The following is a 20,564-nucleotide window of genomic DNA, read 5'->3' as shown; positions in this document are numbered from 1 at the left end:
AAAAAGGAGATATGAAAAATGTTTAGCTTTAGAAAAAATTTCTTTAAAAAATTTGATTTTGTTCTCTTTGTAACCGTTTTATTGCTATGTGTATATGGACTAGTTATGATAATGAGTGCAACTGCAAGTTATGAAAATCCTCGTTTTGTAAAAGTTCAAGGAATAACCGTCATATTGGGTATAGCAGCTATTATCTTTCTTTCTATGATGGACTATAAATTGTTAGGAAAAATATATCTGCCAATATACATCTTTTGCAATTTGCTCCTTATAGCTGTTCTTCTATTTGGTACTGGAGATGATGATTGGGGAGCAAGAAGTTGGCTGAGCATCGGTGGCTTCACCTTTCAGCCTGCAGAATTGGTAAAATTAGGCCTTATTATTTCTCTATCTCAATTCATAGATAAAAATAAAAATAGTATAAATGAACCCTTTGTCCTTTTAAAAATACTACTATTTGCAGCTATACCTATAGGACTCATTTTGCTTCAACCTGATTTTGGAACAGCAGCAGTTTTTATATTTTTCGTATTTGTAATGCTTTTTGCTGCTGGACTCAAATTGAAATATTTTGGTTATGCCATTATCATTGGAATCATATCTCTACCAGCAATATGGTTTTCATTAGATAAATACCAAAAAAATAGAATATTTAACTTTCTAGACCCAGAACATGATACTAGTGGCTCAGGATATCAAGCTAAACAATCACTTATTGCAATAGGCTCGGGTAAAGTATTTGGAAGGGGACTATTTGAAGGAGTCCAAACTCAATTTGGATACATTCCCGAAAAACAAACAGACCTTATATTTGCAGTCATAGGTGAAGAATTGGGACTTATGGGAGGACTTGTTCTAATATTGTTGTATTTCATTATGTTCTATAGACTCGTAAGAATTGCAAAAAACACTAAAGACACCTTTGGCTCTTTGATGGTCATAGGAATAACTTCAATGATGTTCATTCATATATGGGAAAATATAGGTATGACCATTGGTCTTATGCCTATCACAGGAATACCTCTTCCATTTATAAGCTATGGAGGTACTTTCCTTTTAGTAAATATGGTAGGTATAGGTATTGCTTTAAGCGTAGGAATGAGAAAAGAAGGATTGAATTTTTAAGATGCTAATATAGCATCTTTTTTTATTTTAGTATCTTGCATTGCAAGGTAGCATAGTATATAATATAGTTAATCTTAGCAGTGAAAAGGAGAAATGCTATGAATATTCAATTTAAAAAAGGAGTTTTAGAACTTTGCGTACTTTCAATGCTGCTAGAAAGAGACTATTATGGCTATGAACTGGTAGAACATATTTCTAAGCATATAGATATTTCTGAAGGGACTATATATCCTCTTTTGCGAAGACTTAAAACTGATGGATTTGTAAAAACTTATTTAGAGGAATCTCAAGAGGGGCCTCCAAGGAAATACTATACTATAACTGAAGAAGGTAAAAAAGCTTGTGATGAATTGATTTTCGAATGGAATCATTTTGTTCAAGGAGTAAATACCATTATAAAGGGGGATAGACATGAATAGAAAAGAATTTATAGAAACTTTAAGAGCTGATTTAAAGGGCCTACCACAAGAAGAAATAGACGACATAATTTATGACTATGAAGAACACTTTCGCATTGGACTATCTCAAGGAAAATTTGAAGAAGATATTGCTAGAGAATTAGGGGATCCAAGGAATATCGCTAAAATGTACAAAGTTTCTTCAAAAATTGATGAAGCAGAAAGCAATCCTTCACCAAAAAATTTACTTAAAGCCATGTTTTCAGCTATGGCTCTCGGATTTTTTAATTTTATTATAGTTTTAGGGCCTTTTATTGTCATAATAGCTTTGCTCATTGGAATGTATGGTATCTCTGTAGGATTAGTTGTAGGAGGTATAGGTGCAGTATTTGGAACAATTCTAATCCCACTTTCTTGTTATCCATTCTCCTATTATGATGTAAATTTAGGTGTTCATCCAGTCACATCTGTTTCACTGGGAATAGGATTAACTTGCTTGGGAGTATTGCTATTTATGGCCAGCCTTTACTTAACTAAGCTACTATATAGAGGTACTGTAAAGTATCTTAAGTGGAACATTGATACTATAAAAAAATAGGAGGGGTTTTTATGAATATTAAAAAATTTGTTGCCATTTTGGCAGGGGTAGCTCTTGTAGCTTTTGGCATTGCTTTTCTATCATACAATTTGTCAGGGGGACATATAAGCTATGGCATTAATGGCAATAGAAAAAATTTCAAGGGAATGAATATCAAATCTGATGGTTCTAAAGTTAAGATAGGATTAGATGGTATAAATATAGAAGATGAGGATGGAACTAAAGTACAAATAAATCCCGGTGGAATCTATGTAAATGATGGAAATGATGTAGTAGATATTTCACTAAATGGAATTACAGTCAATGGAGAAGAAGTAGAAGACATAGATGAATATAACGATTCATCTGATACTAAAAATATTAAAAAAGAAAATGTGAATGAAGAAAAAATTGAAGATATGGTAGGGATCAAAGATATAATTGTTGAGACTACTTTTGTAAATGTAAATTTCATACCTGAAAATCGAGATGATATAAAAATAATATATAGTGGGACTATCAAGGCAAATTATATACCTAAATTAAAGACAAAAAAATCTGATGGCACTCTTTATATATCTGCCAAGAAAGAAGATAACAATCTATCACAAAACGTGAGATATTCAAATTTAAAATTAGATATTCATATTCCTGAAAATTATAAAGAGAATATGAATATCGTCTCAACTTCTGGTGATGTGAATTTATCCAAAATGAATTTTAATGATTTGAATTTAGCTACTGTTTCAGGAGATATAAATTTAAATGATTTGAACCTTAAAAATTTAGTAGTGAGTACAACTTCAGGGGATGTAGATTCTTTAAATATTTCAGCTGATAAAAATATGTTCAATTCTACTTCTGGTGATATCGAAATTAAAAATCTCATAGGAAGTGTACAAACAAATACTGTTTCAGGGGATATTGAAATTTCCTACAAGAATTTTAACGACAATATCATTGCTGCTACTGTTTCAGGAGATGTAAGTATAGTGTTACCAAAAAAATCAGAATTTCAAATTAGTGCACAAACTACCTCAGGAGATTTGAAAAGTAATTTTCCTATAACTATTCAAGGAAAGCATAAAAATAGTCTTGAAGGCACCGTTGGTTCTTCCGAAAACAAAATAAATATTGGCACAGTTTCAGGTGATGTAAATATATATTCAAAATAATACAAATAAGATATATTTAAATATTATAGCAAATAAGGGTGATTAAATCGCCCTTATTTGTTTCTAATGAGTCTCTATAAACCATTTTATAAGTTCTGAGCCTATACTTTTAGATTCTCTGTACATTCCTGGAATTTCATCTTTGCTAAACCAATCAGCATGTACTATCTCTTTGCCATCTTCAACTATTTGTCCTCCTGAATATTCAGCAGTAAATCCTACCATCATAGAATTTGGAAAAGGCCAAGGCTGACTTCCAAAGTATTTTATATTGTCTATTTGAATTCCCACTTCTTCAAATACTTCTCTTTTTACACATTGTTCAAAAGTTTCCCCAAGTTCTACAAATCCAGCTATAACACTATACATTCCATGAGAAAAATTTTTATTGTGAGCTAATAATAGTTTATCTCCTTTAGTGACGGCTACAATTATAGCAGGAGATGTTCTAGGCCAAGTAGTATATCCACACTTAGGACAAATAAGAGCTCTTTCAGATAAGCTCTCCTTTCTTTTCATAGGGAATCCACATACTCCACAGTATTTATGAGTTTTTTGCCAATTTAACAACAAATAACTTTTAGAAGCTACTAAAAATAGACTTTCATCAAGAACCAACATAAGCGATTTCAAATCCATAAATTGACTGTCATCTATTGAAGAATCTGTTTTTTTAATCCCTGCTGAAAAGCAATTTTCTCCATTTAATTTTCCCATATATTGAACATTGTCAATTTTAATATTCATATTTGCAATATCTTTATATCTGATTATATCAAGATATTTCTTGCCTTTTTTAACCATCATCCTATTCTGGTCAAATAAAAAATACATATCATTTTCATTTGTAGTTTCTGGTTGTATTGCTGGTTCAAAAGAAATATAATTTTTCATAAAAATCCTCCTTGAGTAAAAGCAAATTTATCTGTTTTTCTTTTTATCTTCTTCTAAAAAACACTTTCTGCACAAGGGCTCATATTCATTAGAAGCACCTATTTTTATTCTCTCTTCATCTTTTGTCTTTCTATGACTCACCCAAGCATCCGAACCACATTTTGCACACACAGCATGATGTTTATATAAATAGTCTGATATAGGCATAAGTTCTTTTATGATTTCAAAAGGTTTCCCTGTATAATCCATATCAAGTCCAGCCACTACTACAGTACATCCCTTTGCCAAAAATTCATTTATACCTTTAACTATTTTTTCGGTTTTCCCTCCTAAAAATTGTATTTCATCTATGGCTATAACATCAGGTTCTATTTCATCACAATATTCCTCTATTTCGTCTATGTTTTTTACCAAAATTGCATCCATATAAGTTAAATCATGAGTCACTATTTCATTCTTTGCGTATCTACTGTCTACTATGGGTTTAAATGCAAGAGTCTTATATCCTGCAATTTTAAATCTCTTTATATCTTTTTCCAAACTTGAAGTTTTTCCCGAAAACATAGAGCCCGTATGTATGATTAGTCTTCCTTTGTACTGATGCAAAACTCTTACCCCCTTCATTTATATCTTTCACAAATGATATTATAGCATATTTAAATATATATTCACATAAAGTCCTTTTGTTGAATATGATAAATTAACCCATGTTTTATCTAGAGGAGGAAAGCTTATGGAAGAAAATAAAGTCGTTGAAATTAAAAATATAAGTATGACCTATCATACTCTTGAAGGAGAAACTGAAGCTATTGAAAATATAGTTCTGGACGTATATAAAGGAGAAATAGTATCTCTAGTAGGACCTAGTGGATGTGGAAAATCTACACTTCTTTCTATAATAGCAGGACTCATCGAGCCTACAAAAGGAGAAGTTTTCATAAATGGAGAACTAGTCGATGGGCCATCTAGAAACACAGGATATATGTTTCAAAAAGATCACCTGTTTGAGTGGAGAAATATTCTTCAAAATGTTCTCATTGGTCTTGAAATTCAAGGAAAAGTAAATGAAGAAAGTTTACAGTATGCAGAAAAACTTCTTAATACTTATGGATTAGGTGATTTTAAATACAATTTCCCAAGGCAACTTTCTGGAGGCATGAGGCAAAGAGTAGCTCTCATAAGAACCCTTGTCATAAAGCCGGATTTATTGCTATTAGACGAGCCTTTTTCTGCTCTAGACTATCAGACCAGACTTGCAATAGCTGATGAAATTGGAATTATACTAAAAAAAGAAAAGAAAACTGCAATTATGGTTACTCATGACATATCGGAAGCTATCAGTATGTCTGACAGAGTTGTAGTCATGTCAAAGAGGCCTGCTACTATAAAAGATATAATTCCCATTGAATTAAGTTTCCCAGATGGAATCAGAACCCCTATGAAATGTAGAGAGGCACCAGAGTTTAGATACTATTTCAATAAGATATGGAAGGAGTTAGATGTCCATGTATGACAAAATTTCCAAAGAGCATGAAGAATATTTAAAAAAAATAAAAAAGAGAAAAAAAGCTATACTTATCACTCAAATACTCATTTTAGTCATATGCCTAGGCCAATGGGAAATATCAGCAAGACTTGGATGGATAGATACTTTTTTGACTAGTCATCCCTCAAGAATATGGAATTTGTTTATCAATTACACTAAAAATGGTGACTTATTTTATCATGTAGGCATATCAGTTCTTGAAACTGTAATTGGTTTCTTGGCTGGAACAATTTTAGGCGTACTAATAGCTATACTTCTCTGGTGGTCAGATTTTTGGGCAAAAGTATTAGATCCATATTTAGTAGTTTTAAATAGTCTTCCTAAAACAGCTCTTGCCCCTATAATTATATTATGGGTAGGTGCAGGATATAGTGGAATCATCGTGACAGCTATTACAGTATCCATAATTATCACTATAATGAATGTCTACAATGGCTTCATAAGTGTAGATGCAGATAAAATAAAATTGCTTCAAACTTTTGGTGCTACAAAATCTCAAATATTAAAAAAAGTGGTATTGCCTTCAAGCATACCTACTATCATCAGCACTTTAAAAGTAAATATTGGTCTTTCATGGGTAGGTGTCATTGTAGGAGAATTTCTTGTGTCTAAAGCAGGTATTGGATACTTGATTGTATATGGTGGGCAAGTGTTTAAACTAGATTTAGTAATGATGAGTGTATTTATATTAGCTATAATATCTGCCCTTATGTATCAACTAATTGCTTTTTTTGAAAACAAATTTACAAAATGGCAACAATAAATGGAGGTTAAAAACCTCCATTTATTGTTTAGTTATGATTATAGGTCCATCCTTAGTTATAGCTAATGTATGTTCATATTGAGCTGACAACTTTCCATCTAATGTTCTAGCCGTCCATTGATTTTCATCAATTTTGCAATGATATGTTCCTATATTCACCATTGGTTCAATAGTCAAAACCATTCCTTCCATAAGTCTAAGTCCTCTTCCGGGACGACCAAAATGAGGAACTTGAGGATCTTCATGCATGTTTCTCCCAATACCATGCCCAACAAAGTCTCTCACAACAGAAAAACCTTCCCCTTCTACATAAGCCTGTATAGCATGAGAAATATCTCCTATCCTATTTCCTATAACCGCTTTTTCTATCCCTATATACAATGCATTTTTTGTTACTTTCAAAAGTTTCTCTGCTTCAGGTGAAATATCTCCAACAGCATAGGACCAAGCAGAATCTGCAAGCCATCCATCTAAATTCACAACCATATCTATAGTTACAATATCTCCATTCTTCAACGGCTTCTTGTTGGGAAACCCATGACATATTTCATCATTTACAGAAGCACAGGTAGCAAATGGATATCCTTCATAACCCTTTTGCTCTGGTGTTGCACCATGTTTTTTCATATATTCTTCCGCAAACTCATCTATCTCTATTGTAGAAATACCTGGTTTGATTATTTTAGCAATTTCCTTATGACAATTTGCAAGTATTTCTCCTGCTTTTTGCATCTTTTCAATTTCTTCCATAGTCTTTATTATCACCATATTTTCATACTCCCTTCAATTTATTCTTTTGCCCTTTTATTTATAATTTCAATAAATCTCTCATCTTCATAGAGATTTTCTAAATCTTCATCAATTTTCATTATATCTATGAATTCAGGATACAAAAGCACTGACTTTCTCAAGTCCTTTATGGCCTCATCTTTTTTATTTAACTTTGAATAACAACAAGCTCTATTATAATACAGATATTCTGCTTCAGGATTGTATTTAATTCCTTCAGTCAAAACTTCAATTGCTTCTTTAATTTTCCCCTGTTCTATATATATAACAGATTTGTTTAAAAAAGAATAAGGATATGTATTGTTTTTAGCTATTGACTTGTTGTAATACTCTACAGCTTTTTTATAATTGTTCATTTTTTTGTATATAACCCCCATATTAAAAAGAGCCTTATAATAATCTGAATTTATTTCAATACTTTTTTTTACCATTTCATAAGCCTTGTCGTATTGTTTTATTTCTTCATAAATAGAACCTAGATTGTTATATGCTATATAATCATTTGGAGACAATTTAATTACTTTTTTATAATACTTTATAGCTTTGTCTTTTTCCCCCATATCATCATATATATTGGCTATGTAAAAATAAGCTCTATCATATTCAGGATTTATTTCTACAGCTTTTAAATAACTTTCCAGAGCCTTTTCCTTGTTTCCCATTCTTTCATATATTGTTGCCATACCATAAAAAGCCCCTGATTCTTCATCATCTATATCCACTACTCCTTTATAAGCTTTCAGTGCTCCCTCTAAATTGTCCATTTCATCATAAATAAATGCTATATTATACAAAATATCTATGGTTTCATCTTCGTCACCAGGAAAATCCAATGCTTTTAAATAAAATTTCACAGCTTTTTCTTTAGAATCCTCCAAATAAAAATTTTCAGCTAGTATTATATAATTATATCTTCTGTCAAAATCAGTTAAGTAACTTTTCATGAATTCTGCACCTCTTAATTTTTATTGTCTTCTTATAGTTTATCATATTTTATAGCTTATATATTAATAATTAATTTTTAAAAAAATAAAAATGGAGGATTTATTCCTCCACTTTAAGTGCTCGCATTGAATTCAATATAGCAATTACAGACACTCCTACATCAGCAAATACTGCTTCCCACATAGTTGCTACACCAAAAGCTCCCATAATAAGTACTATAATTTTTACTCCCAAGGCAAGATAAATATTTTGGGTAACAATTTTCTTAGTTCTTCTTGCTATTTTAATTCCTGTTGTTATTTTTTTAGGTTCATCTGTCATTATAACTATATCAGAAGCCTCAATAGCTGCATCTGAACCTAGCCCTCCCATAGCAATTCCGACATCTGCTCTAGCTAAAACTGGTGCATCATTTACTCCATCTCCCACAAAAGCAACTTTGCCTTTACGGCTACTCTCATTCATTATTTTTTCTAAAACACTAACTTTATCTTGTGGCAAAAGTTCTCCATATACACTATCTATACCCAATATCTTTCCTACTTTGCTAGCTACATATTGATTGTCTCCTGAAAGCATGATAGTTCGCTTAATTCCTAAATTTTTTAATTCCATTATAGTATCTTTTGCATCTTCTTTTATCTCATCAGATATAATTATATATCCAATATATTCATTATTTTTAGCCACATATACAATTGTACCAAAGCTTTCCTTATCCTCAACTTCGATATTTTCACTTTCAAACAATCTTTTATTCCCAATCATTACCTTGTTTCCGTTTATTTCAACCTTTACTCCCATGCCCGATATTTCTCTATAGTCTTTCAATAGACTTTCATCTAGTTTTCCTTCATAAGCTTCTATTATAGACTTACCTATTGGATGATTTGAAAAAGCTTCTCCATGAGCTGCAAGGTAAATGACCTCATCTTCTGTAAAACCCTCTTTAGCATTTACTTCAGTTACTTTAAATACGCCCTTTGTGATAGTTCCTGTCTTATCCATGACAAGAGTATCTACTTGATTTAAAGCTTCTAAATAATTCCCACCTTTTATGAGTATACCAGATTTAGAAGCTCCTCCTATACCACCAAAAAAACCTAATGGAATAGATATAACTAATGCACAAGGACAAGATATAACTAAAAATATCAGTGCTCTATAGACCCATTCACTTAAACTAAGCTTAAATATAATTGGCGGTATAAAAGCAATAAAAGCAGCACTAATAACCACTATTGGTGTATAATATCTAGCAAATGTAGTTATGAAATTTTCAGTAGGTGCTTTCTTGCTTGAAGCATTTTCTACCAAATCAAGTATTTTTGATACTGTTGACTCACCAAATTCTTTTGAAACTTCTATAGTTAAAAGTCCACTATTATTTACATATCCACTAAAAACACTATCTCCAGCCTGTACAACTCTAGGAACATTTTCTCCAGTTATATTTGAGGTATCCACAGTAGATTTACCTTCGACTATTACTCCATCTAGTGGAATTTTTTCTCCTGGTTTCACAATTATATAATCTCCTACATGGACATTTTGTGGATCTACTTTCACTAACTCATCACCATTCTTTACATTTGCATAGTCCGGCCTAATATCAAGAAGAGATTTTATAGACTTCCTAGAATGGTTAACTGCCATATCTTGAAACAATTCTCCAATCTGATAAAATAGCATAACAGCTACACCTTCAGGATAATTCCCTATAGAAAAAGCTCCTATGGTTGCCAAAGCCATTAAAAAATTTTCATCAAATACCTGACCATGAGCTATATTTTTTAAAGCTCTAACAAGGATTTCCCCACCAACAACAATATAACTTGCAAAGAAAAATATAAACTCTAAATTCCCCTTGAATTTAAACAATATGGGAACAATAAACAACATGGTCCCTATTAAAATCTTCATTATTTCACCTTTTTCCACTTCTCCATGACTATGATTATGACCATGATCTTTCTTGTCATGAAATTCACTATCTATTATTTTTACATCTGGTTCAACTTTATTCACAATAGTTTTTATTTCATCTACTATTTCATCTGAATTGTTCTCACTTTGTATTTGAACCTTTAATTTCTTTGAAACAAAATCCATAATTGCAATATCTACTCCATCTATATCATTGGTCATCTTTTCAATTTTATTTGCACAATTTGCACAATTTAGTCCTTCCAAAATTAATGTTTTTTCAACCATGATTTCTTGCCCCCTTTTCATAATCAAACATATGAATAAATGTTCATATGTTTGATTATATTTTACTCCAATTTTGTTTCTGTGTCAACAAAAAGGAATAAAAAAAGCAGCTAAGCTGCTTTTTTATATATAAAATTCTCCTATCGATTTATAAAAAACTTTATCTACTTCTCTGCCTTCATCATGGAGTAATTTCCATTTCCCATTTAATCCAATTGACTTTGCCATGTTTTCAAAATAATACATTATAATCCCTGCATCTACTAAACTATATTTATTGTCAGTACACATCAAAGTCAATACAATTCTATCATCTTTTAATATAAATCTCCAAGGTTGATTATTGTAACTAGATGGCGCAAATCTTATATAATAAAACAAATCACTCAATCCTCTATTTTCTAACTCATCCATGTCAATTTTGTTTCCTATTTCATCTTTATAAACTATCTCCTCTATAGCTAATCTACAGCTTTCTCCTTCTTGACCAAATGGATTTTTGGCTACTGGATACCCTATTGCAAGTAAATAATCCACCTTCCCATTTTTAAGCTCAAACAATACCTTCTTTATATCTTCTTCTACATCTACAATGTTTATCCAGCAACTACCCAAATTCAATTCTGATGCCTTAGTTATTAAACTTTCCATTGCATATGAAGCGTTTATGATACATTCATCTGATTCATCTAGAAATTCTAATGCAATGTAATGAGGACTTTTAATCATGACACCAGCATATCCACCTTTTCCACTGAGGGCTTTATAAACTAATTTCCCATCTTCAACTAATATAAATTTAAAATTATTATTAGCCGTATTAGATTCCAATTTCCTCCCATAGTCCATCAATTCTTCTAATACTTTTTTATCCACATTTTTTTCTTTAAAATCTCTTATAGACTTTCTATTTTTTAAAAAATTACTCATCAACATTTCCGCTCATCCTTTCTTTATTGTCTTCTATCTATTTATACCACTCCACTATAAATTCAATCTCATTTAAGCCAATTTCAAAAATATCATAAATCGTTTTAAATAATCTATAAGCTGAAAGTGAACAATCAATGAAGAAAACACTCCAACAGCCATGCCAGCTAGAACATCTGTCGGATAGTGAACACCCAAATACATTCTAGATATTCCAACTAAAAGTGCAACTAAAAGCATCGGTATAGCTATATAAGGAAAATTTAAAGCCATGATTGTAGCTATAGAAAAACTGGCTGTAGTATGTCCTGATGGAAAGGAATAGTCTTTAAGAACAATATTGAAACGATTTACACTGTCAAATCTATTGAAGGGTCTTTCCCTTTCTAATGTTCTCTTAAGTATTTGGACAAATATCTGACTTAAAGTGAGAGTAGTAAGCCCTTCTAGCCCTATAAGTCGCATTTTATTTTTGCCAAATATAAACAATGACATCATAAAACCAGTTGTAAACCATCCACCACCTAAATTCGTCACATAATACATAAACTTATCTAAGAATTTATTTTTAATTGTATCATTAAACCAATGAAGCAATTTTTTATCGAAAGTTTTAACTCTTTTTTTATTTCCCATACTATCACCCTACGGTTTATTTTAAGTTTAGTATAGAACATTAGTACCAATTTTGTAAAGTGTTAACGCAAATAAAAGGTAGAGAATACTCTACCTTATGCTTTACTTCTATTTAATTTTATACTCCAGTTGGATAAAAACCATCCTAAAAATCCTCCAACCACATATCCAAGAACAAGGAAAACACTTCTGAATCTATCACCATTGTAGAAAAGATCTTCGAATATCCAAACAAACATTATACCCATAAGAAGTGAAAAACAAATACTTACTCCTACTTTGAAAAATGTTTCAATATTCTCAAACTCCAATGTTTCTCCACTTCTCTCTAATTTATTCTTATCAAATAATATTTTTGACAAGAAAAGCAATATTATAGACAAAATTATATAATAAATGTAATATTTAGCACCATGATATGGACTATCAAACACACCCAATATACTATAGTTAACAAATTTTTCACTTACTACTCCCGGAGCACTACGAAATTTTAACCCCCAGTAATCTAAGTTATAAGAAATAAGAGTGAAAAATCCTATTGGAAAAACTAAAAATATTCCTGTCAATATAAATTGTGCAATAGTAGTTCCTGTAAGAACTCCAAATAAAAATGAAAATCCTAATACAGGCATTTGGTGATAAATAATTTTAATACACCATAAAAGAACATCTCTAGCAGAATAAAATATTCTTAAATTTGAACTTAACCCCAGGGCTAATAGCATTATTAAACTATTTATGACAAAAGGTAAAATTATAGCTACCAATGATACCAATAGTTTATTGAAAAATATTTCATATCTTGTAAAAGGCATTGTTGACAATACTTCAAATGTCTTTCTTCTCTTTTCTTCTCCAAATAATATAATAGCCATAACTATAGGAACTAATATGGAAATAACTATATAAATCTCTCTTGTAGCTTCTAAGCTATAGTGAACATCATAAATTCTCCATTGAAGTAGTTCTTTTTCATTAAACTCAATACCGTCTTTTTTATAGGATTCTAATCTTTCTTTATATTGATTGTAGCTAGTTGTCACTGGCAATGTAGCTGAAAAAAATATTATTATAGCTATAAATATAACAATTGGTTTTATCATTTTAAAATCTTTTTTAAAAAGATTTTTGTTAAAGGGCAATGTCTTCAAATACATATCCTTCTCCTCCCATCTTATATATAAATATTTCTTCTAGGGACATGTCTATAGTTTCTAAAAGTATAGGATTGTGTTTTTTTATTTTCTCTATCAAATCATCTATATTGTCATTTGCAACTATTTGATAGACTTTCCCAATATTTTCTATTTTCAAAATATCTTTATTTGTTTTTATTTCTTCAGGAATATCCTCTTTAAAAGCCACTTGTATTTTCCTCACTCTAGTCTTTAATTCATCTATACTTTCTTCCATAAGTACTCTTCCTTCATGAATTATTCCTATGTGGTCACAAATTTGCTCAAGTTCTCCTAAATTGTGAGTAGATATAAGAACAGTGGTATCGTTTAAACTCACTTCCTCAACTAAAAGATTTAGTACCTGCCTTCTCACAACTGGATCAAGTCCAGATGTAGGTTCATCTAATATAAGTACCTTTGGCATTATAGATAAGTTTACCAATATAGATAATTGAGTTTTCATTCCTTTTGATAAGTACTTTATCTTTTTGTTTTCATCTAATTTAAAAACCTTCTTCAAGTTTTTAAATCGTTCTTCGTTCCACATAGGATAAGCATTTCTATAAAATTCAATCATATCTTTTATTTTAAAATTTGGATAAAAATATTGAAAATCAGAAACATATCCTATTCTACCCTTGATACTTGTATTTTTTAGAATATCTTCTCCACAAATAAGTGTATTTCCTCTTTCAGGTTCATATATGCCTACCAAGCATTTAATCAAAGTAGTTTTTCCCGCTCCATTTGGCCCTATAAGCCCATAGATAGAACCACTCTCAATATTTATACTTACATTATCTAAAATCTTTGTTCCACCCAGATATTTATCAATATTTTGAGTTCTAATCATCTTCCTCCACCCCCTTCAATTCTTTCAATAAACTCTTTATCATCTCATATATATCTTCTTCCTTAAATCCCATATAATAAGCTTCTACTATACCTTTCTTAAAAATTTCCTTTACTTCCATGAGTTTTTCCTCATCCTTTCTAGGCTTATAATCTTCCGATACAAAAGTCCCTTTCCCCCTTATAGTAACTGTCACTTTTTGTCTTTCTAATTCCTGATATGCTTTTTGTATAGTATTTGGATTTAATGTCATCATCTTGGCCATTTCTCTCACTGATGGAAGTTTGTCTCCCGGCTCAATGATTCCCTTTAGTATTCCTTCTTTTATCTCATTTACAATCTGCTCATATATTGGAGTGCTACTAGTTGCATCTATATTTATCACTTTCTCACCTCCACTTGATATACTTCTTATGTGTATTATGTGTATTATGCGTACTATTTGAACTAATACACTATAAACAGTATAATGCCTTACGAAAAAAAAGTCAAGTGCCTTTGATGTTTTTTTGTTATAATTATGTATAAATTAGAAACTCTTGAAAGGGAGATACTAAAAATGGAACTAAATAAATATCAGAAAAAAGCAGTTTCTCATGTAGATGGTCCAGCTTTGGTATTAGCAGTTCCTGGAGCTGGGAAAACTACAGTTCTAATCCACAGAACAAATAATCTAATAGAAAATCACAATATAAATCCCGATAGTATCCTTTCTATGACCTTTAGCAGAGCTTCTGCCAATGATATGAAAGCAAGATATAATACTACATTTCCTCATTCTCAATCCCCAACAATAAGATTTTCTACTATCCATAGCTTTTCTTATACTATACTTAGAGAATATGCCTATAGAAAAAATATAAAATATATTTTAATGGAGGGGAAAAATGCACCTATAAATAAAAACTCACTTCTTAGAAAAATTTATCTTGAAATAAATGGTGAATATATTACTGATGAAAGACTTGAAGGCATTGCAAATACTATTGGATATATAAAGAATATGTGTTTTGAAATAGATGATTATATGCTTAACAATAAAGTAGAAGTAAATAATTTCAAGGAAATATATATGTATTATGAAAACTACAAACTACAAAATCATCTAATAGATTTTGACGATATGTTAGTTCTTACATATAAAGTATTGAAAGAAGATAAATATTTATTAAATAAATATAGAAACAAATACAATTATATACAAGTCGATGAAGGACAGGATACTTCTAAAATTCAAATGGAAATAATAAAAACCATTGCATATCCAAACAACAATTTATTTATTGTTGCTGATGATGACCAGTCCATCTATGGATTTAGGGGTGCTTTCCCTAAGGGGTTGTTGGAATTTAAAAAAATATATCCTAAAGCTAAAATGTTTTATATGGAAGAAAACTTTCGTTCATCTAAAAATATTGTAAATGTAAGCAATAAATTTATAAAACAAAATACTTTAAGATATGATAAAAATTTATTTACGAAAAATGAAGATGTTAGACCAATACAAATTGTAAAAGCTAAAACTGTATTGGACCAATACGAATATTTAGTAGGAGAACTTAAAAAATATGATGAGCTTTCAAATACTGCTATTTTATACCGAAACAATATATCTGCTTTAGGACTCATAGAGTATTTGGAAAGGAATAATGTACCCTTTCATTTAAGAGATATGAAAATAAGTCTATTTAATCATTGGATGATAAATGATATTGTAGCATTTTTGACTCTTGCAAAAGATGATACAAATATTTCTGCTTTTGAAAAAATTTATTATAAGATGAGAGGATTTGTATATAAAAAGTATATAAATTATATAAAAACATTGAATTACAATTCTTCCGTATTTGACAGAATTTTATTGTATCCGGGTCTAGATGAAGAATATAAGCAAAAGATTGTAGAACTTAAAAGAGATTTTAAATATTTATCTAGACTAAAACCTTGTGAAGCCATAAGTTTTATCGAAGAAGATTTAAAATATGAAAGATATTTGAGAGAAAATTCACTAAAACTCGGATATACCTATGACTCTTTGAAAACCATATTGTTTGACTTAAAATTAATTGCTAAAAATACTCCTTCTATAGAATTTTTCTTGAGTAGATTAAAATATTTGGATTATCTATCTAAAAAATCTGTACAAGCCAAAAGCGGGGTTGTATTATCTACCATTCATGCTGCCAAAGGATTAGAATTTAAAAATGTTTATATGATAGACCTTGTAGATGGAGATTTCCCTACCTTAAATAGCATCGAAGCTTTCTATAAGGGAAATTATGATTTGCTAGAAGAAGAAAGAAGACTTTTTTATGTTGGAATGACTAGAGCCAAAGAAGTGCTAGACCTTATCACTATCAAAAATAGAAATGATAAAAAAGTTGAAAGTTCTAAATTTTTAGTGGAAATTGAAGAAATGTTTAAAGAATAAAGTGGGGCATTGCCCCACTTTATTCTTTAGATAGTACAAATCCATATTTAAAAGGATCTTCTGGATCTATAACTAATTGATTAAAACCTGTTACATAAGCTCTTCCTGTTACTTCGGGGATAACTCCATTGTATCCACCTATATTTATTTCTTCCAAAACTTTTCCTTCAAAAGTAGTTCCCATTATACTCTCATATACAAAAGATTCATTCAATCCAATCTTATCTTTAGCATAGAGATAAGCTAACTTTGCACTAGTTCCAGTACCACATGGAGAACGGTCAAACTGTCCCATACCAAATACTACAACATTTTTCAAGTCTGCACCTTCTTTTGAAGGTACATCATATATTTCAACTAAATCCACAGTATTTATGTATGGCTTTTCTGGGTGGCAAACTTTTACTTCACTATTTAATATATCTCTTATAGCTAGTCCTATTTCTACAAGTTTATCTACATTGCTTAAATCAACATTCATTCCTAATTCTTTAGCATCTACCAATGCAAAGAAACTTCCTCCAAAAGAAATGTCTAATTTTATTTTCCCAACGCTAGGTACATCTATTTCTACATCTTCTTTATATAAAAATGATGGTACATTGGTTATAGAAACTTCTTTGGCACATCCATTTTCAACTTTCACTCTAGCTTTTATAAGTCCAGCAGGAGCTTCCAATGCTATTTCAGTTATTGGCTCTACTACTTCAACCATTCCTGTATTTACAAGCACTGTAGAAACACCTATGGAGCCATGACAACACATATTTAAATATCCTCCACCATCCATAAATATTACTCCTAAATCCGCATCATCTCTTGTAGGCTGAGTTATGATTGCACCAAACATATCTTTGTGTCCCCTTGGCTCATGCATTAGCATTGTCCTTATATGATCTAAATGTTCTTCTAAATATTTCTTTTTTTCAGACATATCCTTTCCTGGAATGACAGGAATTCCACCTACTACAACCCTAGTAGGTTCTCCTACTGTGTGTGTATCTACAACATTTATACTCTTAACAATCTCCATAGTTTACACTCTCCATTCTTGTCTTTTCCTAATATTCATCCTATAAAAACACTATTTTTACTTAAAGAAAGCAATTTTTATGCCAATGTGAAATTCATCAGTATCCTCATAAAATAGCCATCTGATAAAAATCATAAAAAGCAAACTATGACTATATATAGTCATAGTTTGCTTTTTATCTCCTACTCTAGCTATCTTCAATGTTTACAAATGTCTAAATATAATCACGAGGCTATATTTAGACATTTGTTGCCTAAGCTTCTACCTTCCTCTTTTCTACATATTTTTGGATCCAATCAATAATGTCCCAATATACCTCTTCTCTGTTTATTTCGTTTAAAACTTCATGTCTTGCATTTTTATAAAACTTATATGATATATCTTTTATACCTGCTTTTTTATAAGCTTTAATTGCCTGAAGGACCCCTTTAGTGTTTGCTCCTACTGGATCTTTTTCTCCTGAAATGAAGAAAATAGGCAAATTCTTTGGTATCTTATCAATATTTTCTTTTTTATATATTTCTTTTAATCCCGTCAACATATCATAAAAAAATCCTGCAGTAAACACTCCTCCACAATAAGGATCTCTAATGTATTCATCTACTACTTGAGGATCTCTTGTAAGCCAGTCAAACTCTGTTCTATTTGGTTTAAATCCCTTGTTAAAATTTCCAAAAGATAAATTGTTTAATTTCTCACTTTTGGCTTTTTTCCCCTTTTCTTTTATTTCTTTTTTAGCTATCTTAATTCCAATACTGCCAGCAATCCCTGGATTTCCACCAGTACCGCTTAATATTACTCCATCAATTTCTTCTCCAAAAGATTCGATATAAGTTCTTGCTAAAAAAGAACCCATACTATGACCTAGCAAAAACACAGGTATATTTTCATATTCATCTTTTATAATATTTGTAAGAGTATGCATATCATTGACAACCTTGTCCCAACCATTTTCATCGGCAAAATATCCAATATTTTCTAAGCTTCCTGCTGTTTTCCCATGGCCTCTGTGGTCATTTCCATATACAACAAAACCTTTTTCAACTAACACTTCAGCAAATCCATGATATCTTTGTATATGTTCTGCCATACCATGAGATATTTGAACTGCAGCTACAATAGGCCCATCATCAGGTTCCCATTTTTTACAATAAATATCTAGTTCCCCTTGAGACTTAAAAGTAAACTCACTGATATTCATGCTTATCTCCCCTTTTTTTATTGTCAGTTAATTATAATTATACCATCTTATTCATCAATGGCATATTTTTTTATTTTAGAATGAAGGGTAGTCCTTGGTATGTTTAAAATCTTTGCAGCCTCTAATTTATTTCCAGAAGTTATTTCCAGCGCTTTTTTTATGAGATTTACTTCCAAATTCTTTACAGCTTCATTTAAGTCAAAAGAATTCATATTGTGATCTAAAAAATTTTCAAAGCTTTTAGAAAATATATATTTAGGTAAAAATTCACTTGTTATAGTTTCTTGATTGCACATGATAGCCATATATTCTACAACATTCTTTAGTTCTCTTATATTTCCTTTCCATTCATACTCTACAAGAATTTGAACTACCTCATTATCAACAGATGGTATTTTTCTATTGTTTTCTTTGCAAAATTCCTTCAAAAAATAATCCACAAGAAGTACTATATCTTCTTTTCTTTCCCTCAAAGGTGGCAAATTTATTTCTACTACATTTATTCTATAATAAAGTTCTTCTCTAAATAGTTCCCTATCTATAAGGTCTAATAAATCCTTGTTAGTAGCCGATATAACTCTAACATTTAGAGGTATATATTTTTCTCCTCCTACTTTTTTTATCTTCTTATCTTGGAGAACTCTCAATAGTTTAGCTTGCATAGGCAATGGCAAATCTCCAATTTCATCTAAAAAAAGCGTTCCTTCATTGGCTAATTCAAAAAAACCAGCTTTTCCTTCTCTTCTAGCACCAGTAAAAGCTCCTCCCACATATCCAAAAAATTCACTTTCGAATAGTTCCGATGGTATAGCACTGCAATTTACAGGTACAAAATTTCCCGAAACACCACTACTGTAATGAATAGCTCTAGCAAATTCCTCTTTTCCTGTCCCACTTTCCCCAGTTAAAAGTATGGAAACATTGGAATTTGCAATTTGTTTTGCTATATTAATTTTTTCTTGTATTTTCTTGCTATTTCCTATTATTCTCTCAAAGGGATCTTTAGAATATTTTTTTATCTGCTTTTCTAATATTTTCAGTTGCTCTTTAGCTTTTTTTAGCTCACTTTGCAATTCTTCAACTTCACTTATATCTTTTTCAGTACTAACCACTCCATAAAGTTTCCCATCTATAATAATAGGTGAAGCACTTATGATGACATGATATCCTTCTTTAGGTGAGTAATATACATTTTTTACACTTTCTTTGGTATTTGAAATTTTCAAGTCTATTGCATCGGGAAAATATTCTTCCAGATATTTTCCCTTTAATTCCTCCTCTTTAAAACCATACAATTTTTCTGCATTCGTATTCCATATAACTATTCTCCCCTTGTTATCCACAACACATATAGCTTCATGAATACTATTGAAAATATGCTTTATTGCCAATTCTGCTTCTTCAACACCTTTATAAAAATAGTCTCTAATATGCTCTTCTCTTATGATTCCAACAACATTGCCATTCTCAACTACAGGAAGTCTTCCAATTTTATTTTCCAACATTATAGCTCTACAATTCGATAATGACTCATTAGGATTTACCCATAATACTTTTTTTTTCATAAAATCGCTTAATTTAAGTTTAGAAATATCTGCCCTAACGAATTTATATACATCTGCCATAGTAATGACGCTCTTTATTTTTTTATAGTCGTCACAAATAAGAACTTCTTTTTTTACATTGTGAATTAAATAATCTATTATGGAATTCATTTCGTCATTTTCATGAGCTATAAAAATGTCATAACTCATTACATCGGCTACAGGAACACTATATGACTGAAGAAACATATAAACACCTCTCTTTGCTATCTATAAATATTAGTCTACTATATTTAATTTAATATAGCAATTTTTATATATTTTTTGAA

At 30.5% G+C, this 20,564-nt stretch carries 20 protein-coding genes; 7 read left to right on the top strand and 13 right to left on the bottom strand.

What is annotated here, in order from left to right:
• Window positions 1-18 precede the first annotated feature (18 nt).
• The 4 genes from rodA to ACFWUA_RS08010 all read left to right on the top strand — a co-directional run bounded on the left by rodA (window position 19) and on the right by ACFWUA_RS08010 (window position 3,275).
• Window positions 19-1,125, top strand: a complete 1,107-nt coding sequence (rodA, locus tag ACFWUA_RS08025) for a rod shape-determining protein RodA (RefSeq protein WP_416197526.1) — start codon at window positions 19-21, stop codon at window positions 1,123-1,125.
• A gap of 98 nt (window positions 1,126-1,223) precedes the next feature.
• Window positions 1,224-1,544 carry a PadR family transcriptional regulator gene (locus tag ACFWUA_RS08020; protein ID WP_416197525.1) on the top strand — a complete coding sequence of 107 codons (321 nt, stop codon included), beginning with the start codon at window positions 1,224-1,226 and terminating at the stop codon, window positions 1,542-1,544.
• Entirely contained in the window at window positions 1,537-2,121 is a 585-nt protein-coding gene (locus tag ACFWUA_RS08015; RefSeq protein ID WP_416197524.1) for a DUF1700 domain-containing protein, read from the top strand. Before ACFWUA_RS08020 ends, ACFWUA_RS08015 begins: the two co-directional genes overlap by 8 nt.
• 11 nt (window positions 2,122-2,132) lie before the next feature.
• Window positions 2,133-3,275 carry a DUF4097 family beta strand repeat-containing protein gene (locus ACFWUA_RS08010; protein ID WP_416197523.1) on the top strand — a complete coding sequence of 381 codons (1,143 nt, stop codon included), beginning with the start codon at window positions 2,133-2,135 and terminating at the stop codon, window positions 3,273-3,275.
• 63 nt (window positions 3,276-3,338) lie between these two features.
• On the opposite strand, the gene nudC is transcribed toward ACFWUA_RS08010, so the two are convergent.
• Window positions 3,339-4,169 (bottom strand): NAD(+) diphosphatase, encoded by an 831-nt coding sequence (nudC, locus tag ACFWUA_RS08005; protein WP_416197522.1) that lies wholly within the window; start codon window positions 4,167-4,169, stop codon window positions 3,339-3,341.
• Between the two features lie 27 nt (window positions 4,170-4,196).
• Window positions 4,197-4,775 carry a thymidine kinase gene (locus ACFWUA_RS08000; protein WP_416197521.1) on the bottom strand — a complete coding sequence of 193 codons (579 nt, stop codon included), beginning with the start codon at window positions 4,773-4,775 and terminating at the stop codon, window positions 4,197-4,199.
• Window positions 4,776-4,902: 127 nt separating this feature from the next.
• Here ACFWUA_RS08000 and ACFWUA_RS07995 point away from each other — a divergent pair, with 127 nt between their 5' ends.
• Both ACFWUA_RS07995 and ACFWUA_RS07990 read left to right on the top strand, forming a co-directional pair.
• Window positions 4,903-5,682 carry an ABC transporter ATP-binding protein gene (locus ACFWUA_RS07995; RefSeq protein ID WP_416197520.1) on the top strand — a complete coding sequence of 260 codons (780 nt, stop codon included), beginning with the start codon at window positions 4,903-4,905 and terminating at the stop codon, window positions 5,680-5,682.
• Window positions 5,675-6,478, top strand: coding sequence for an ABC transporter permease (locus ACFWUA_RS07990; protein ID WP_416197519.1), 804 nt, complete (start codon window positions 5,675-5,677; stop codon window positions 6,476-6,478). Before ACFWUA_RS07995 ends, ACFWUA_RS07990 begins: the two co-directional genes overlap by 8 nt.
• A gap of 21 nt (window positions 6,479-6,499) precedes the next feature.
• Here the strand turns inward: ACFWUA_RS07990 and map are convergent, their stop codons facing one another.
• The 8 genes from map to ACFWUA_RS07950 all read right to left on the bottom strand — a co-directional run bounded on the left by map (window position 6,500) and on the right by ACFWUA_RS07950 (window position 14,411).
• On the bottom strand, window positions 6,500-7,246 hold the full coding sequence (gene map / locus ACFWUA_RS07985) for a type I methionyl aminopeptidase (RefSeq protein WP_416197518.1): 747 nt from the start codon (window positions 7,244-7,246) through the stop codon (window positions 6,500-6,502).
• 20 nt (window positions 7,247-7,266) lie between these two features.
• Window positions 7,267-8,211 (bottom strand): tetratricopeptide repeat protein, encoded by a 945-nt coding sequence (locus tag ACFWUA_RS07980; RefSeq protein ID WP_416197517.1) that lies wholly within the window; start codon window positions 8,209-8,211, stop codon window positions 7,267-7,269.
• Between the two features lie 100 nt (window positions 8,212-8,311).
• Window positions 8,312-10,135, bottom strand: a complete 1,824-nt coding sequence (locus ACFWUA_RS07975; protein WP_416199188.1) for a heavy metal translocating P-type ATPase — start codon at window positions 10,133-10,135, stop codon at window positions 8,312-8,314.
• Between the two features lie 414 nt (window positions 10,136-10,549).
• Window positions 10,550-11,362, bottom strand: a complete 813-nt coding sequence (locus tag ACFWUA_RS07970; RefSeq protein ID WP_416197516.1) for a nitroreductase family protein — start codon at window positions 11,360-11,362, stop codon at window positions 10,550-10,552.
• Between the two features lie 66 nt (window positions 11,363-11,428).
• Entirely contained in the window at window positions 11,429-11,992 is a 564-nt protein-coding gene (locus tag ACFWUA_RS07965) for a phosphatase PAP2 family protein (RefSeq protein ID WP_416197515.1), read from the bottom strand.
• Between the two features lie 95 nt (window positions 11,993-12,087).
• Window positions 12,088-13,152, bottom strand: a complete 1,065-nt coding sequence (locus tag ACFWUA_RS07960) for an ABC transporter permease subunit (RefSeq protein ID WP_416197514.1) — start codon at window positions 13,150-13,152, stop codon at window positions 12,088-12,090.
• The gene (locus tag ACFWUA_RS07955) at window positions 13,127-14,026 is read right to left on the bottom strand and encodes an ATP-binding cassette domain-containing protein (RefSeq protein ID WP_416197513.1); all 900 of its coding nucleotides are present in this window, start codon (window positions 14,024-14,026) and stop codon (window positions 13,127-13,129) included. Before ACFWUA_RS07955 ends, ACFWUA_RS07960 begins: the two co-directional genes overlap by 26 nt.
• Window positions 14,019-14,411 (bottom strand): GntR family transcriptional regulator, encoded by a 393-nt coding sequence (locus ACFWUA_RS07950; RefSeq protein ID WP_416197512.1) that lies wholly within the window; start codon window positions 14,409-14,411, stop codon window positions 14,019-14,021. Before ACFWUA_RS07950 ends, ACFWUA_RS07955 begins: the two co-directional genes overlap by 8 nt.
• A 174-nt stretch (window positions 14,412-14,585) precedes the next feature.
• Between ACFWUA_RS07950 and ACFWUA_RS07945 the strand changes: the two genes are divergently transcribed.
• Window positions 14,586-16,457 (top strand): ATP-dependent helicase, encoded by a 1,872-nt coding sequence (locus ACFWUA_RS07945; protein WP_416197511.1) that lies wholly within the window; start codon window positions 14,586-14,588, stop codon window positions 16,455-16,457.
• A gap of 19 nt (window positions 16,458-16,476) precedes the next feature.
• Here ACFWUA_RS07945 and ACFWUA_RS07940 read toward each other — a convergent pair whose 3' ends face one another.
• The 3 genes from ACFWUA_RS07940 to prdR form a co-directional block, all read right to left on the bottom strand.
• Entirely contained in the window at window positions 16,477-17,490 is a 1,014-nt protein-coding gene (locus ACFWUA_RS07940; protein ID WP_416197510.1) for a proline racemase, read from the bottom strand.
• A 253-nt stretch (window positions 17,491-17,743) separates the two neighbouring features.
• A complete protein-coding gene (locus tag ACFWUA_RS07935; RefSeq protein ID WP_416197509.1) occupies window positions 17,744-18,691 on the bottom strand; it encodes a lysophospholipase in 948 nt (315 codons plus the stop codon).
• Window positions 18,692-18,738: 47 nt separating this feature from the next.
• Complete coding sequence (gene prdR, locus ACFWUA_RS07930) at window positions 18,739-20,484, bottom strand: sigma-54 dependent transcriptional regulator PrdR (protein WP_416197508.1); 1,746 nt, start codon at window positions 20,482-20,484, stop codon at window positions 18,739-18,741.
• Window positions 20,485-20,564 lie beyond the last annotated feature (80 nt).

The organism is Sporanaerobacter sp. (genome assembly GCF_047830725.1).
Classification (GTDB): Bacteria; Bacillota; Clostridia; order Tissierellales; family Sporanaerobacteraceae; genus Sporanaerobacter.
This window is presented reverse-complemented; position numbering and strand designations above follow the sequence as displayed.

Bases quoted from the DNA above. Each gene is read 5' to 3' on its own strand.
- rodA (WP_416197526.1), top strand. From the start codon at position 19: ATGTTTAGCTTTAGAAAAAATTTCTTTAAAAAATTTGATTTTGTTCTC.
- ACFWUA_RS08020 (WP_416197525.1), top strand. From the start codon at position 1,224: ATGAATATTCAATTTAAAAAAGGAGTTTTAGAACTTTGCGTACTTTCA.
- ACFWUA_RS08015 (WP_416197524.1), top strand. From the start codon at position 1,537: ATGAATAGAAAAGAATTTATAGAAACTTTAAGAGCTGATTTAAAGGGC.
- ACFWUA_RS08010 (WP_416197523.1), top strand. From the start codon at position 2,133: ATGAATATTAAAAAATTTGTTGCCATTTTGGCAGGGGTAGCTCTTGTA.
- nudC (WP_416197522.1), bottom strand. From the start codon at position 4,169: ATGAAAAATTATATTTCTTTTGAACCAGCAATACAACCAGAAACTACA.
- ACFWUA_RS07995 (WP_416197520.1), top strand. From the start codon at position 4,903: ATGGAAGAAAATAAAGTCGTTGAAATTAAAAATATAAGTATGACCTAT.
- ACFWUA_RS07990 (WP_416197519.1), top strand. From the start codon at position 5,675: ATGTATGACAAAATTTCCAAAGAGCATGAAGAATATTTAAAAAAAATA.
- map (WP_416197518.1), bottom strand. From the start codon at position 7,246: ATGGTGATAATAAAGACTATGGAAGAAATTGAAAAGATGCAAAAAGCA.
- ACFWUA_RS07980 (WP_416197517.1), bottom strand. From the start codon at position 8,211: ATGAAAAGTTACTTAACTGATTTTGACAGAAGATATAATTATATAATA.
- ACFWUA_RS07975 (WP_416199188.1), bottom strand. From the start codon at position 10,135: ATGAAGATTTTAATAGGGACCATGTTGTTTATTGTTCCCATATTGTTT.
- ACFWUA_RS07970 (WP_416197516.1), bottom strand. From the start codon at position 11,362: ATGTTGATGAGTAATTTTTTAAAAAATAGAAAGTCTATAAGAGATTTT.
- ACFWUA_RS07965 (WP_416197515.1), bottom strand. From the start codon at position 11,992: ATGGGAAATAAAAAAAGAGTTAAAACTTTCGATAAAAAATTGCTTCAT.
- ACFWUA_RS07960 (WP_416197514.1), bottom strand. From the start codon at position 13,152: ATGTATTTGAAGACATTGCCCTTTAACAAAAATCTTTTTAAAAAAGAT.
- ACFWUA_RS07955 (WP_416197513.1), bottom strand. From the start codon at position 14,026: ATGATTAGAACTCAAAATATTGATAAATATCTGGGTGGAACAAAGATT.
- ACFWUA_RS07945 (WP_416197511.1), top strand. From the start codon at position 14,586: ATGGAACTAAATAAATATCAGAAAAAAGCAGTTTCTCATGTAGATGGT.
- ACFWUA_RS07940 (WP_416197510.1), bottom strand. From the start codon at position 17,490: ATGGAGATTGTTAAGAGTATAAATGTTGTAGATACACACACAGTAGGA.
- ACFWUA_RS07935 (WP_416197509.1), bottom strand. From the start codon at position 18,691: ATGAATATCAGTGAGTTTACTTTTAAGTCTCAAGGGGAACTAGATATT.
- prdR (WP_416197508.1), bottom strand. From the start codon at position 20,484: ATGTTTCTTCAGTCATATAGTGTTCCTGTAGCCGATGTAATGAGTTAT.